15 protein-coding genes are annotated in these 13224 nt (G+C 63.8%); 13 read left to right on the top strand and 2 right to left on the bottom strand.

Annotated elements, in window-relative coordinates; genetic code table 11:
• Positions 1–22 precede the first annotated feature (22 nt).
• A complete protein-coding gene (locus tag SM763_RS11845) occupies positions 23–2218 on the top strand; it encodes a primosomal protein N' (RefSeq protein ID WP_368998653.1) in 2196 nt (731 codons plus the stop codon).
• Between the two features lie 82 nt (positions 2219–2300).
• A complete protein-coding gene (locus tag SM763_RS11840) occupies positions 2301–2876 on the top strand; it encodes a hypothetical protein (RefSeq protein ID WP_368998652.1) in 576 nt (191 codons plus the stop codon).
• Between the two features lie 34 nt (positions 2877–2910).
• Here SM763_RS11840 and SM763_RS11835 read toward each other — a convergent pair whose 3' ends face one another.
• Positions 2911–3972 carry a YeeE/YedE family protein gene (locus SM763_RS11835; protein WP_368998651.1) on the bottom strand — a complete coding sequence of 354 codons (1062 nt, stop codon included), beginning with the start codon at positions 3970–3972 and terminating at the stop codon, positions 2911–2913.
• A gap of 129 nt (positions 3973–4101) precedes the next feature.
• Here SM763_RS11835 and SM763_RS11830 point away from each other — a divergent pair, with 129 nt between their 5' ends.
• The 3 genes from SM763_RS11830 (at position 4102) to SM763_RS11820 (ending at position 6766) form a co-directional block, all read left to right on the top strand.
• A complete protein-coding gene (locus tag SM763_RS11830; protein ID WP_368998650.1) occupies positions 4102–5337 on the top strand; it encodes an MFS transporter in 1236 nt (411 codons plus the stop codon).
• Positions 5338–5438: 101 nt separating this feature from the next.
• Positions 5439–6311 carry a 50S ribosomal protein L11 methyltransferase gene (locus tag SM763_RS11825; protein WP_368998649.1) on the top strand — a complete coding sequence of 291 codons (873 nt, stop codon included), beginning with the start codon at positions 5439–5441 and terminating at the stop codon, positions 6309–6311.
• A gap of 110 nt (positions 6312–6421) precedes the next feature.
• A complete protein-coding gene (locus SM763_RS11820; protein ID WP_274831318.1) occupies positions 6422–6766 on the top strand; it encodes a hypothetical protein in 345 nt (114 codons plus the stop codon).
• Between the two features lie 162 nt (positions 6767–6928).
• Here the strand turns inward: SM763_RS11820 and SM763_RS11815 are convergent, their stop codons facing one another.
• Positions 6929–7147 carry a DUF1127 domain-containing protein gene (locus SM763_RS11815; protein ID WP_065272666.1) on the bottom strand — a complete coding sequence of 73 codons (219 nt, stop codon included), beginning with the start codon at positions 7145–7147 and terminating at the stop codon, positions 6929–6931.
• Positions 7148–7496: 349 nt separating this feature from the next.
• Here SM763_RS11815 and ruvC point away from each other — a divergent pair, with 349 nt between their 5' ends.
• The 8 genes from ruvC to tolR all read left to right on the top strand — a co-directional run bounded on the left by ruvC (position 7497) and on the right by tolR (position 13209).
• Positions 7497–7994 carry a crossover junction endodeoxyribonuclease RuvC gene (gene ruvC, locus SM763_RS11810; protein ID WP_065272667.1) on the top strand — a complete coding sequence of 166 codons (498 nt, stop codon included), beginning with the start codon at positions 7497–7499 and terminating at the stop codon, positions 7992–7994.
• Positions 7991–8689 (top strand): Holliday junction branch migration protein RuvA, encoded by a 699-nt coding sequence (ruvA, locus tag SM763_RS11805; RefSeq protein WP_368998648.1) that lies wholly within the window; start codon positions 7991–7993, stop codon positions 8687–8689. The genes ruvC and ruvA overlap by 4 nt, the downstream gene beginning before the upstream one ends.
• Before the next feature lie 137 nt (positions 8690–8826).
• Positions 8827–9858, top strand: a complete 1032-nt coding sequence (ruvB, locus tag SM763_RS11800; RefSeq protein ID WP_274827841.1) for a Holliday junction branch migration DNA helicase RuvB — start codon at positions 8827–8829, stop codon at positions 9856–9858.
• A gap of 337 nt (positions 9859–10195) precedes the next feature.
• Positions 10196–10855 carry a hypothetical protein gene (locus tag SM763_RS11795; protein WP_368998744.1) on the top strand — a complete coding sequence of 220 codons (660 nt, stop codon included), beginning with the start codon at positions 10196–10198 and terminating at the stop codon, positions 10853–10855.
• A gap of 17 nt (positions 10856–10872) precedes the next feature.
• Positions 10873–11430 carry an RNA 2',3'-cyclic phosphodiesterase gene (gene thpR, locus SM763_RS11790; RefSeq protein WP_368998647.1) on the top strand — a complete coding sequence of 186 codons (558 nt, stop codon included), beginning with the start codon at positions 10873–10875 and terminating at the stop codon, positions 11428–11430.
• Between the two features lie 67 nt (positions 11431–11497).
• Positions 11498–11884 (top strand): tol-pal system-associated acyl-CoA thioesterase, encoded by a 387-nt coding sequence (ybgC, locus tag SM763_RS11785; RefSeq protein WP_274834516.1) that lies wholly within the window; start codon positions 11498–11500, stop codon positions 11882–11884.
• A 107-nt stretch (positions 11885–11991) separates the two neighbouring features.
• Positions 11992–12687 (top strand): protein TolQ, encoded by a 696-nt coding sequence (tolQ, locus tag SM763_RS11780; RefSeq protein ID WP_065272673.1) that lies wholly within the window; start codon positions 11992–11994, stop codon positions 12685–12687.
• A 3-nt stretch (positions 12688–12690) separates the two neighbouring features.
• Complete coding sequence (gene tolR / locus SM763_RS11775; RefSeq protein ID WP_274827730.1) at positions 12691–13209, top strand: protein TolR; 519 nt, start codon at positions 12691–12693, stop codon at positions 13207–13209.
• Positions 13210–13224: the final 15 nt, after the last annotated feature.

The following is a 13224-nucleotide window of genomic DNA, read 5'->3' as shown; positions in this document are numbered from 1 at the left end:
CAAGGGCACAAGGTAGGTAGCGGTGAGCGATCAGGAGCATTTCGAAGCAGGAGAGCGGGTGGCGGTGCTGACCACGCAGCCGCTTGACCGGCTTCTGGATTACCGCGCCCCCGAGGGCGGTTGTTTCCTCGGCGCCTATGTCGAGGTGCCGCTGGGTCCGCGCAAGGTGCTGGGCGTGGTCTGGGGGCCGGGCGCGGGCGATTTTGATTCGTCGAAACTGCGCAGCGTGATCCGGGTTCTGGATGTGGCGCCGATGCGCAGCGAGATGCGCGCGTTTCTGGGCAAGGCGGCCGATTACACGCTGACGCCGATGCCCGCGATGCTGCGGCTGGCGAGCCGGGCGCCGGGGCTGTCCGATCCGCCCTCGATGCGCAAGATCCTGCGTCGGGGCGATCAAGAGCCGGACCGGATGACCGATGCCCGCGCCCGGGTTTTGGACGCGATGGAGGAATTTGGTGGGCTGGCTTTCACCCCCAAGGAACTGGCCGATATGGCGGGCGTGACCCCGTCGGTGGTCAAGGGGTTGGTGAAACAGGGCGCCCTGCGCGAGGAAGAAACCCCGCGCGATCTGCCCTATCCGAATCTGGATCCTGATCTGCCGGGCAAGGCGCTGACCGACGATCAGGCGGCAGCAGCGGCGGCGCTGGAAGAGGGCGTCAAAAGCGGCGCCTATGGCACCACGCTGCTGAAAGGTGTCACCGGATCGGGCAAGACCGAGGTTTATCTTGAAGCGGTGGCGGCGGCCTTGCGCGCCGGGCGCCAGGCGCTAGTCCTGTTGCCCGAGATCGCGCTGACAGCGGAGTTCCTGAAACGGGTCGAAGCGCGGTTCGGCGCCACCCCGGCGGAATGGCATTCCGGCGCCACCATGACCGAACGCCGACGGGTCTGGCGCATGGTGGGGCAGGGCAAGGCGCAGCTGGTGATCGGCGCGCGCTCGGCGCTGTTCCTGCCGTACCGGAACCTTGGGCTGATCATCGTCGATGAGGAACACGACACCTCTTACAAGCAAGAGGATGGCGTTCTTTACAATGCCCGCGACATGGCGGTGCTGCGCGCGGCCATGTGTTCGGCGCAGGTGGTATTGGCCTCGGCCACGCCCAGCCTTGAAACCTGGGCCAACGCCGACGCAGGCAAGTACAAGCGGCTGGATCTGACCTCGCGCTTTGGCGCCTCGGTGCTGCCGGAGATGCGCGCGGTGGATATGCGGGCCGAGGATCTTCTGCCCTCGACCTGGATCTCTCCGACGCTGAAATACGCCATGAAGGCGCGGCTGGAGCAGGGGGAACAGTCGCTGTTGTTCCTCAACCGCCGGGGATTTGCGCCCGTGACCATCTGTCGGGCCTGCGGTGCGCAGATGGCCTGCGATCATTGTGACAGCCGAATGGTCGAGCATCGCTTCCTGAAACGGCTGATGTGCCACCAATGCGGTGAGACGAAACCGGTGCCCGAGGTCTGTCCATCGTGTCAGGTCGAAGGCAAGATGGCCCCGGTCGGCCCCGGGATCGAACGGCTGGGAGAGGAAGCCGCCGCGCTGTTTCCCGAAGCGCGCATCGCGGTTCTCAGCTCGGATCTGTTTGGGTCGGCCCGCGCGTTGAAACAACGGATCGAGGAGATTGCGGCGGGAGAGGCGGATATCATCCTCGGCACGCAATTGGTGGCCAAGGGGCATAACTTTCCGCTGCTGACGCTGGTGGGTGTGATCGATGCGGACCTGGGTCTGCAGGGGTCTGACCTGCGCGCAGCAGAGCGGACATTCCAGCTGATGCGGCAGGTCGCGGGGCGTGCCGGGCGGGCGGAAAAGCCGGGCGAGGCGCTCTTGCAGACCTTTCAGCCCGAGCATCCGGTGATCCGGGCGATCCTGTCCGGGGACGAGGAAGCCTTCTGGAAGGCTGAGGCCGCTGAACGGCAGGCTGCCGGGGTGCCGCCCTTTGGCCGTATGGCGGGGATCATCCTGTCGGGATCAGATCTGGCGCAGGTCTTTGATCTTGGCGAAACGCTGGCGCGCAACGATGGCGCCCTGCGCCAGATCGGCGCGCAGCTGTTCGGCCCGGCCCCTGCTCCCATCGCCCGGGTCCGGGGCCGCCACCGGGTGCGACTTCTGGTGAAGGCGGCCAAGGGCGCGCCCTTGCAAGAGGCCATCGCCCGTTGGATCGCGCCGGTGCGGCCAAAGGGCGATCTGCGCCTCAGCGTCGATATCGACCCGCAGAGTTTCTTCTGATGGCGAAGAAATCGGTGGGCCTTTTCGCCTCAGCGCTGCATGCTTCAGTCAAATATTTGAGCAAACGTTGCAGAGTGCGATTATGAGAGATGAGTTCCTTGATCCGGAGGCGGGGCGTGCCACGGTATATGAGACATCAGATGGTCTGCGGATTGTCGTTCCCTCCAAGAAGCGTATCCTGATTTCCGTGTTTCTTTGTTTCTGGCTCTGTGGCTGGGCCTTTGGCTGGATTGTCGCGGCTGGTACCTTGTTTTCTGGCAGTGCGGGGGGCGGCGGTCTGTTTCTTATCTTCTGGCTCGGCGCCTGGACGGTAGGCGGAGCTTTTGCGATTGGCTTTGCCGGATGGATGCTGTTTGGCAGGGAGGTCGTCTTTGTGACACCGCAGGGCATCCACGTCACCCGCAGCATCGGTTCCTTTCAGCGGGGCAATAACTGCAAGGCCGAACACATCTCGGATTTGCGGAGCGTGGATGAGGGCACCCCTTCCATGTTTGGCGGACGCAACATGCCCGCGTGGTTCATGTCCGGATTTTCGTATGGCGCCATCAAGTTCGACTATGGTACCCGCACGCTTGGCTTCGGATTGGAACTGGAGCGTGGGGAAGCCAAGAAAATTGTCGATTTGATGGTCGCGCGCTTCGACTATCTCAGGGCGTAGCCGGAGACAGGGGTTGCGCGATACAGAGTTCTCTTCAGGCCAAGACACCTTCTGTGCGCTGATCGATCAGGAAATCGGTCAGCATCGCTCCGATCCACATGTAGAACAGCGCCAGCCAGGCGGTGCCGGCAAAGATCGACCCGCCGGTGACGCCCGCGCCGATGGCGCAGCCACCCGCCAGCATGCCGCCAAATCCCATCAGGGCCGCGCCGATCATCGCCTTGCGCATGGTGACAGCGCCGTCAAAGGCCTGGATCCTCATCTCTCCGGACAGGGCAGCGGCCAGCATCGCGCCGATAAAGACGCCCGGCACCAGACCCACATCGAATTCAAGAATGGCGTTGCGGTCGAGGAAAAACATCAGCGTATGGGCCGAGGGGCCGGTGAAGGTGGCACTTTCGATCTGCACCGGGTCAAAGGCGACGAGGCTGAGCTCATAGGTCAGCACCCAGCCCATGGCGACGGCAAACCCCACGCCCGAGGCAAAGATCAGCCGCGCCGCGCCGATACGGTTGCGGCGCGACAGCCAGAGCGCCAGCACAGCAATCGCCGCGCCAAGGGCCAGACCGCCCCATTCCGGCAGGCCAAAGGTGGCAAGAAGATCCATGTTGCGCCCGCCGGATGTCACCCAGAGCCCGGCCAGCCGGTCGCGCAGCGGTGACAGCACGCCCGAAAGGCTCATCTGTGCCACGACGGCAAAGATCAGCCCGGACACGACCGAGCGCAGGTTGCCGGTGGCCGCCAGCACCAGAAGCCGCCCCGAGCAGCCCCGCGCCAGCACCATGCCAGCGCCAAAGATCAGACCGCCGATCACCGCGCCGGACCAGCTGCCCGGCACCGCCATCATCCGCGCATCCGCTGCATTCATCAGCCCCAGTAGCTGCGCCGCCTGCACCCAGACCACGGCGGTAGAGAAGGTCAGCAGCCAGACCGCCACCTTGTCCTCCATCCGGCCGCGCGCGAATTCCACCGTGGCCGCGCGCAGGCAAAAGCGGGAGCGCTGCGCCGCAACGCCAAAGGTCAGACCGGTGAGCAACCCGAACAGGGCCGCCGTCGGGGCCTCTCCGATGCCTTCTACAAGTGAAACCAGATCCATTGCGCGCCTCCTGATCTATGCACGCATCGTAATATGTATAAATCAGGGGCGCTGCATTGATGCAGATCAGATGTGCACGGGCGGTTTTGCTCTCGCCAGAGCAGGCAAAGGGGCGTACATGCTTGACCCATGTTCAATCCCGTCCCGATAGAGACCGCGCGCAATATGCCGCGCTGGCGTCGCCCGACCACGCTGTTGTTCGTCATGGCGCTATGTATGCCGATTGCCTTCAATGCCTGGAATGCGCTGCTCAACAACTTTGTCATCGAGGTGGCTCAGTTCGACGGCGCCGATATCGGCCTGCTTCACACGGTGCGGGAAATCCCAGGATTTCTGGCCATCGGGGTGATCGCAGTGATCCTGCTGGTGCGGGAACAGGTGCTGGGGCTGGTGTCGCTTATGCTTCTGGGCGCGGCGACGGCGGTAACTGCCTGGTTCCCCTCGCTGGGCGGGATCCTGACCATCACCATGCTGTCCTCGATTGGGTTTCACTACTACGAGACGGTGAACCAATCGCTGCAGCTGCAATGGCTGCCAAAGGCACGGGCGCCGCAGATCCTGGGCTGGTTGCTGGCCGCCGGGTCGGCGGCGACGCTGGTGGTCTACGGGCTGATTGTCCTGCTGTGGGAGCCGCTGAACCTCAGCTACAACGTCGTTTTCATGAGCGCAGGCGGGGTGACGACGCTGCTGGCGCTGGTTTGCCTCATGGTCTATCCGCAATTCGAGGCTCCGCACCCGCAGGTCAAAAAGTTGATCCTGCGCCGCCGCTACTGGCTCTATTATGCGCTGCAATTCATGGCCGGGGCGCGGCGGCAGATCTTTGTCGTCTTTGCCGGCTTCATGATGGTCGAGAAATTTGGGTTTGAGGTGCATGAAGTCACCGCCCTGTTCCTGATCAACCTGGTGATCAACATGACCGTGGCGCCGCTGCTGGGCCGGTTTGTCGCTAAATTCGGCGAACGGCGAACCCTGATCTTTGAATACGCCGGGCTGGCCGTGGTCTTTGCCATGTATGGCGGCATCTACTGGTTCGGTTGGGGCGTCGTGCTGGCGGCGACGCTTTATGTCATCGATCACGTGCTGTTTGCGCTGGCGCTGGCGTTGAAGACCTATTTCCAGAAAATCGCCGATCCTGGCGATATCGCCCCCACGGCAGCGGTTGCCTTTACCATCAACCATATCGCGGCGGTCTTCCTGCCGGTCCTGCTTGGTCTATTGTGGGTGATCTCTCCGGCCGCGGTCTTTGGTCTGGCGGCAGCGATGGCGCTGGTCTCGCTGACGCTGGCCTGCCTGATCCCGCGCCATCCCGAGCCGGGCAACGAGACGGTGTTCAGCAAGTTTACCGCTGCCGCCCCGGCTGAGTGAGGCCGGGCTGAGGCAGGCGTGCCTGTGGACCTGCGCGCCTTACGCTTGACGGGACCGTCTGCGGGGCCTAGGCGCTGTACAGCACATCCTGGAGACCCGCCATGCCCACTTTCACCGCCCTGACCACCCTCACCGGAAAAGCCAAAGCCGAGGCGCTGGGCGATGCGATGGAACGTCTGACCCCGGAACCCACCGGTGTCGGTGTCTTCGAGGTCGAGGATGGATCGGGCCTGTGGGAGGTTGGCGGCTATTTCACCGAAGCTCCGGATGAGGCGGGTCTTGCGCTGCTGGCAGCGATGCATGAGGCGAAACCCTTTGCCGTCTCTGAACTGCCGGAAACCGACTGGGTCGCCCATGTGCGCCGGGAACTCGCTCCGGTCGAGGCCGGGCGGTTCTTCGTCTACGGCAGCCACGATGCGGATAAGGTGCCGGGGGACAAGATCCCGCTCCTGATTGAGGCGGCGATGGCATTCGGCACCGGCCACCACGGCACCACGCTGGGCTGTCTTCGGGCGCTGGATCATCTGATCGACACAGGGTTTACCGGCGCCAAGGTGGCCGACATCGGCTGCGGCACTGCGGTTCTGGCCATGGCAGCGGCGCGGGTCTGGGACGGGCAGTTCATGGCCAGCGATATCGATCAGGTCGCTGTCGAGGTCGCCGAGGCGAACCTCAAGGCCAATGACATGGGCGGGCAGGTGACCTGTCTTGAGGCCGCGGGCTTTGATCACCCGGATCTGAAGGCGGTGGCACCCTATGATCTGATCTTTGCCAATATCCTGAAAGGCCCGCTTGTGGCGCTGTCCCCGGATATCGCAGCAAACCTGCGTAAGGACGGCTTTGCCATCCTGTCGGGCATCCTCAACGAGCAGGCGGACGATGTGATCGCGGTCGACGCAGAGAATGGTCTGGCCCTGCGTCGACGTGATGAAATCGGCGAATGGACCACGCTCTTGCTGCAGAAAGAGAGCTGATTGAGCTAAGTTTGCCTCTTATTTTAAGTATCCGCCCAAAACTTGCCACATTTCGCGCGCATACTGCCTCAATCGCTGGTGGGGGCCAGTAGGTTTTGGGGGCTCGTGTTATGGGCAAGCAACATCAAGAATTCCAGGCGCGTCTGCGGCGCCTTGAAGGCAAGCACAACGACATGTCTGCTGGCTATTCCGCCCGGGTGCGCTCGGACGGTCTGATCGTGGTGGCACCGCGCCAGATACGCTCGCGGATCACACCGCGCGCGGTGGTGTTTTTCCTCTGTGCCTTTTTTCTGTTCAAGGGTTTCCTGATGGCGGCGCTGGGTTTCGCCAGCTACGACGCACGGGTGGCGGAACTGTCCCAAGGGGTCGCGGTCGAGCGGGCCGGTGCCTTTCTGATGCAAGCCGAGCCGGTGTCCATGCTGATCGGAGAAAAACTCCGCCCCTATCTGCACTGAATAGCGGTATCGCGCGTTTTCCCTGCCGCCTATATCGGTTGCGGCGGCGGGTGCCGACACATTCCTGAATTCAGACGAAAAACGCCGCAGACCAGGGTGGTCCGCGGCGTCTTACTGTGCGCCCTGAGGGAAAAAGAGCGTCAGTCAGGTCAAGGGAGGCGATCAGAAGACCGGCTTGCCCTCTGCAATGTCGTCGATGTCGCCGCGGCACATGCCGATGTCGGCCAGTTCGCGGTCGCTGAGACCGGACAGCGCCTTGCGGGTTACACGCGCGTCATTCCAGGCCACGACAGAGGCCAGAGTGGTGGTCAGAAGGCCGCCGATACGGCCAAACAGGCCGACGGAGCCATAGGTGGTGCGGGTGGTGTCGAATGCAGCCATATCCTTGTCCTCTTGGGTATGTGTTACTGTGATGCGCCGTGTGACGTTAATCGGCAGGTAGAGGCGAAATCCGTCGGCAGCAAGGTCGATTTTTGCATGGCCCCATGCAAATTTTGCATGGCTTTTGGCCTTGTAAATAAGGGCTCTCCTCCGTTTTGCAGTGTTTGCGCCAGCGGATGTCGCAGCCCGACAACGAGAAGGCGTTTTCGAACCCGAATTTACCGATTTGCGCCGTTTCCGGTGTTCGCGCCCCTGAGTGGCCCAAGGCGAAAGCGTTTGGATATGTTCGCCTTTTGTGCTAGTGGACCTTCAAAACAATTCGAACCAATGAGCAGGGACCGGTCACAGCATGCGGATTTTGGGAATCGATCCGGGGCTGCGGACCCTCGGTTGGGGCGTTATCGAATCGCAGGGCACGCGCCTGTCGCATGTGGCGAACGGGCTGTGCCAGTCAGATGGGGATGATCTGGGAGAGCGGCTCTTGTCGCTCCACAATCAGGTCAGCGAGGTGATCGCGGCCTATCGTCCAGATCAGGCGGCCATCGAACAGACCTTCGTGAACAAGGACGGTGCAGGGACGCTAAAACTGGGGCAGGCGCGCGGCGTTGCGCTGTTGACCCTGGCCAAGGCCGGTCTGCCGGTGGGGGAATATGCGCCCAACCGGGTGAAGAAGACGGTGGTTGGCGTCGGACATGCGGACAAGGGGCAGATCCTGCATATGGTCAAACTGCAACTGCCCGGCTGCGCGCCCAAGGGCGCGGATGCGGCCGATGCGCTGGCGATTGCCATCTGTCACGCCTATTACGGGGGTACGCAGCAGCGGGTCCTGAAGGAGGTGCGGGCATGATCGGAAAACTCACCGGACGGTTGGAGTACCGCGCCCAGGACCACGTGCTGATCGACGTGCGCGGCGTTGGTTATATTGTCTATTGCTCGGATCGGACCATGGCGGCGCTGCCCGGTGTCGGAGAGGCGGTGGCGCTTTATACCGAACTCCTGGTGCGCGAGGACCTGATGCAGCTGTTCGGGTTTACCTCGCTGGCGGAAAAGGAATGGCATCGGCTGCTGACCTCGGTGCAGGGGGTCGGGGCGAAGGTCTCGCTGGCCATCCTCAGCGCGCTCGGGCCAGATGGGGTTAGCCGCGCCATTGCGCTTGGCGATTGGGCAGCGGTCAAGGCGGCCAAGGGGGTCGGTCCCAAGACCGCGCAGCGCATCGTGCTCGATCTGAAGGACAAGGCGCCCGGCGTGATGGCCATGGGCGGGACCGTCACCGAGGCAATGGACGGGCCTGAGCTGGACGCGGTGGTGGAAACGGGCGAACCCGCACCCGCGGCAAAACCCGCGCGCAAGAACAAGAAACAGCAGAAACAACCCAGCGGAGCTGCTGCGGCCTCGGCCGGGGCGCTGTCTGCGCTGGGGAACCTTGGCTATGGGCCGTCGGATGCCGCTGCTGCCGTGGCCGAGGCCGCAGCAGCAGAGCCGGAAGCCGGAGAGGCGGAGCTGATCCGCGCCGCGCTGCGCCTGCTGGCGCCCAAAGGGTGAACGAAGAATGGCAGTGAAGCACAAAGCGCAGTGCCCGGCCGCTGGTGGAAACGAAGTGCCCGCCTGGAGGGGCGGCCGGGCACTGTCCGGCCTGTCAGCCGGACGGGAGCGTGCGAATAATAGCCTGCGAGGCCGAAATGATTGACGCCGATCCGACTCTGCGCCCCGATCCATTGCCCGAAGACGGTGCAGGCGATGGCGACCGTGCCCTGCGCCCGCAGGGGCTGGGCGAGTTTATCGGTCAGGCCGAGGCGCGTGCCAACCTGCGCGTCTTTATCGAAAGCGCCCGCCGCCGCGGCGAGGCGATGGACCACACGCTTTTTCACGGGCCTCCCGGCCTTGGTAAGACAACGCTGGCGCAGATCGTGGCGCGCGAGCTGGGCGTCAACTTCCGTATGACCTCTGGCCCGGTGCTGGCCAAGGCAGGCGATCTGGCCGCGATCCTGACCAATCTGGAGGCGCGGGACGTCCTGTTCATTGACGAGATCCACCGGTTGAACCCGGCGGTGGAGGAGGTGCTTTACCCGGCGATGGAGGATTTCGAGCTGGATCTCGTCATCGGTGAAGGACCGGCGGCCCGCACCGTGCGGATCGAATTGCAGCCCTTTACTCTGGTTGGGGCCACCACCCGGATGGGCTTGCTAACCACGCCACTCAGGGACCGGTTCGGCATTCCCACGCGGCTGCAGTTTTATACCGTGGAAGAGCTGCACGAGATCGTCACCCGCAACGCCCGCAAGCTTGGCGCCCCGGCGGATGAGGCTGGCGCGCGGGAGATCGCGCGGCGCGCCCGCGGCACCCCCAGGATCGCCGGGCGGCTCTTGCGCCGCGTGGTGGACTTTGCGGTGGTCGAGGGCGATGGCACGATCACCCGGGAGTTGGCCGATGGCGCGCTGACCCGGCTTGGTGTCGATAATCTGGGCCTAGATGGCGCCGACCGCCGTTACCTACGGCTGATTGCCGAGAATTATTCGGGCGGCCCGGTGGGTATCGAAACCCTGTCGGCGGCGCTGAGCGAAAGCCGTGATGCGCTGGAAGAGGTGATCGAGCCCTTCCTGTTGCAGCAGGGGCTGATCCAGCGCACGCCGCGTGGCCGGATGCTGGCGCAGAAGGCCTGGACGCATCTGGGGATTGCGCCGCCGAAATCGCAAAGCGATCTGTTTTCCTGAAGGGGCGGGGCGCCGCTATGGCGGCGCAATAACTTGCTGAGAGGTTCCTGAAGGACAGATCTGTCCCTCAGGAACATTTTCTATTGTGTGTTCCCCTTTTCCGCCTCAAGGGTGAACCACGCGTGCCGCGTGGCCGCTGGCGCGTCCCTTGACCCGAAAAAGGGGCGTGCGCGGATGGCGCAACCGCGCCGCGACAGCGGCGCCGGGCCCAAAGCCGGTCAGGATCATCGGCGCAGCCGGGGTCCTGCGGGCGCGGGAGCTGCCCCTTGCCGTTCAGCCCTCTTGCAGGCATAGACGGCCCCGATGCGAGACTGGGATGACCGACGGAGCCGCCATCATGACACTGGACCTGACACCGGAGCAGATCGAAGCGCTGTTTTCCCGCCCCGGCGGCGGCTATGCCTTTGCCCGCTGGGGCCGACCGATTGCGCCTATCGTCTTTGGTGTCGAAGAGGAGACGCTGAAGACAATCAAGGGTGCGCTCGAAGCTGTGGTGACGCTGGCAGGGCACCAGATGGCCGAAACCGACCCGGAACTGGGCGCCAATCTGATGTTCTTTTTCTTCCGCGAGTGGGATGAGCTTTTGGAAGTTCTGGATCTGGGCCGTCTGATCCCGGATCTGGATCCTCTGGTGGCGCGGCTCAAGGCGGCGGATGCCAGCCAGTACCGCGCCTTTCGGTTTGATGATCAGGGTGCCATCCAGGCCGGGTTCGTCTTCCTGCGGATGAAGGGTGACATGGCGCGGATGCCTGCGGAAACCCTGGCGCTGACGCAGGCGGTGCAGGTGATGCTGATGTGGGGCGAGGGCGCCTTTGCCGATAGGTCCCCGCTGGCGGTGCTGCCGGAAACCGGCGCGACCATCCTGCGTCCGGAGATCGCCGGGGTGATCGCCGCCGCCTATGACCGGATGATGCCGGTGGCTGCGGATGATGCCTCGCACGCGCTGCGCCTGTTTGCGCGTCTTCAGGCGCCGCCGCCGGACACACCGGTTCAGTAACGGGGGAGGTCAGCGCCATGCGGTCCTTTGTCGGGCTGTCACTGCCAGAGGAGGCCATTCTGGCGCTGGAGACCCTGCAAGAGGAGATCCCGGTGGGGCGCGTGGTGCCAGGGGACAATCTGCATCTGACGCTGGCCTTTCTGGACGATCAGCCCGATTTCGCACTGCAGCTGCTGCATGAAGAGCTGACGCGGATTGCGGCGATGCCCCTGAGGTTGCGGATCACTGGGCTGGATCTGTTTGGCGGTCGTATGCCGCGTATCCTTTTTGCTGCGGTGGCGCCGGATCCCGACCTGTCCCGGTTGCGCGACCAGGTGCGGCGGGCAGCAGAGCGGGCGGAGATCGACCTGCCGCGCGAAAGGTTCCGCCCGCATATCACCCTTGCCCGGTTTCCCCGCCAGATGCCGGAGCACAGGGCGCAGCGCCTTGGCGCCTTCCTGCAGGCGCAGGGGGATTTCTCGCTGCCAGAGATGCAGATCGACCGGATGGCGCTGTTCCGCTCGACCCTGACGCCGGATGGTGCGCGCTATGAGGTGCTGGCGGACTACCCCTTGGAAGATCCCGCACCGTCATAAAGGCCGGGGGCTTGCTGGCCTGAGGGGGGCGCCCTAGGGTGCGGGCAAGAGCGAGAAAGGGCAGATCATGACGCATGAATTCCCGTTACAGGTCTACTATGAAGACACCGACATGGGCGGGATCGTCTATCACGCCAACTACCTGCGCTATATCGAGCGGGCGCGCAGCGACTGGGTGCGCAAGCTTGGCAATGACCAGAATGCCATGCGCGATGCGGGTCTCATCTGGGTGGTGCAGCGGATCGAAGCCGATTACCTGGCGCCTGCCAAGTTCGAAGATGAGCTGGTGGTGGAAACCGAGGTGGAAAAACTGACCGGGGCGCGGCTTACGATGCGGCAGCTGGTGCGGCGCGGCGACACGCCCCTGTTCAAGGCGGTGGTCACGGCGGTCTGCGTCACCGCGGCGGATGGACGTCCCACACGCCTGCCGGCAGAGATTCGCGCATTGCTCTAGGCTGGGGCCTCTGTCACGCCTGTTTCATTGGCTTTTCCGTGTGAACTGCGCTAGCGTTGCCTCAATCAAGGCCGCAGGCAGATGGCCGGAAACGATAGAGCAGGCAAATGGAAGCAGAAACTCTGGCGCTGGCGCAGGAGATTGATTTCTCTATGTGGGGCCTATTCGCGCGGGCCACGATCACCGTGAAACTGGTGATGCTGATGCTGATCGCCGCCTCGGTATGGTCCTGGGGCATCATCATCCAGAAGATCATCAACTATCGCAAAGCACGGGCCGAAGCGGCGGATTTTGAAGCCGCCTTCTGGTCGGGTGAGCCTCTGGACGGGCTGTTCGATCAGCTGGGGCCGGATCCGGCCGGGCCATCGGGGCGGATCTTTGCTGCTGGCATGGCGGAATGGCGCCGCAGCCATCGCAGCGATGGCGGGCTGATCCCCGGCGCGCAGGCGCGCATTGACCGGTCGATGGATGTGGCCATCGCCAAGGAGGCAGAAACCCTGCAAAGCGGGTTGCCAGTGCTGGCCACCGTCGGTTCCACGGCGCCCTTTATCGGTCTTTTCGGCACCGTCTGGGGTATCATGACTGCCTTTATCGAAATCGCCGAACAGCAGAACACCAACCTTGCCGTTGTCGCGCCGGGTATTGCCGAGGCGCTGATGGCAACGGGCCTTGGCCTTCTGGCCGCCATCCCGGCGGTGATCTTCTACAACAAGCTGAGCGCGGACAGTGACCGGATCCTTGGCGGCTATGAAGCCTTTGCCGATGAATTCGCTACCATTCTCAGCCGTCAGCTGGATTCCTGAGCCATGGGCGCCGCTGTTCAACAGTCGTCTTCGGGATCGGGCGGGCGCCGCCGGGGCCGCCGTCGCGGCCGGGTGCAGCCGATGGCCGAAATCAACGTCACGCCCTTTGTCGATGTGATGCTGGTACTCTTGATCATCTTCATGGTGGCCGCGCCGCTGATGACGGTGGGTGTGCCGGTGGATCTGCCGAAAACCGCTGCCGGCGCCTTGCCCGGCGATGAGGAAGAGCCGCTGACCGTCACCATGACCGCAGGCGGCGATATCCAGATCCAGACCACCTCGGTCGCGCGGGACGAACTGGTGGTGAAACTGCGCGCCATCGCGGCCGAACGCAGCTCTGACCGGGTCTATCTGCGCGCCGATGGGGCGATTGCCTATAGCGATGTCATGCAGATCATGGGGGCGCTCAATGCGGGCGGCTTTTCCAACGTGGGTCTGGTGACCGACGTTGGTGGTCCGGCGCTGGATGGTGCACCTGCGGGTGCGGCAGATGGCGGGTCGGGCAGCGGCCCGGATCAATAGGCGGGGGCACGACGC

It is taken from the genome of Pseudophaeobacter sp. C1-32P7, assembly GCF_041008775.1.
GTDB classification, from domain to species: domain Bacteria; phylum Pseudomonadota; class Alphaproteobacteria; order Rhodobacterales; family Rhodobacteraceae; genus Phycobacter; species Phycobacter gallaeciensis_A.
This window is presented reverse-complemented; position numbering and strand designations above follow the sequence as displayed.

Bases quoted from the DNA above. Each gene is read 5' to 3' on its own strand.
- SM763_RS11830 (WP_368998650.1), top strand. From the start codon at position 4,102: ATGTTCAATCCCGTCCCGATAGAGACCGCGCGCAATATGCCGCGCTGG.
- SM763_RS11825 (WP_368998649.1), top strand. From the start codon at position 5,439: ATGCCCACTTTCACCGCCCTGACCACCCTCACCGGAAAAGCCAAAGCC.
- SM763_RS11835 (WP_368998651.1), bottom strand. From the start codon at position 3,972: ATGGATCTGGTTTCACTTGTAGAAGGCATCGGAGAGGCCCCGACGGCG.
- ybgC (WP_274834516.1), top strand. From the start codon at position 11,498: ATGACGCATGAATTCCCGTTACAGGTCTACTATGAAGACACCGACATG.
- ruvA (WP_368998648.1), top strand. From the start codon at position 7,991: ATGATCGGAAAACTCACCGGACGGTTGGAGTACCGCGCCCAGGACCAC.
- ruvC (WP_065272667.1), top strand. From the start codon at position 7,497: ATGCGGATTTTGGGAATCGATCCGGGGCTGCGGACCCTCGGTTGGGGC.
- SM763_RS11840 (WP_368998652.1), top strand. From the start codon at position 2,301: ATGAGAGATGAGTTCCTTGATCCGGAGGCGGGGCGTGCCACGGTATAT.
- ruvB (WP_274827841.1), top strand. From the start codon at position 8,827: ATGATTGACGCCGATCCGACTCTGCGCCCCGATCCATTGCCCGAAGAC.
- thpR (WP_368998647.1), top strand. From the start codon at position 10,873: ATGCGGTCCTTTGTCGGGCTGTCACTGCCAGAGGAGGCCATTCTGGCG.
- tolQ (WP_065272673.1), top strand. From the start codon at position 11,992: ATGGAAGCAGAAACTCTGGCGCTGGCGCAGGAGATTGATTTCTCTATG.
- tolR (WP_274827730.1), top strand. From the start codon at position 12,691: ATGGGCGCCGCTGTTCAACAGTCGTCTTCGGGATCGGGCGGGCGCCGC.
- SM763_RS11815 (WP_065272666.1), bottom strand. From the start codon at position 7,147: ATGGCTGCATTCGACACCACCCGCACCACCTATGGCTCCGTCGGCCTG.
- SM763_RS11795 (WP_368998744.1), top strand. From the start codon at position 10,196: ATGACACTGGACCTGACACCGGAGCAGATCGAAGCGCTGTTTTCCCGC.
- SM763_RS11820 (WP_274831318.1), top strand. From the start codon at position 6,422: ATGGGCAAGCAACATCAAGAATTCCAGGCGCGTCTGCGGCGCCTTGAA.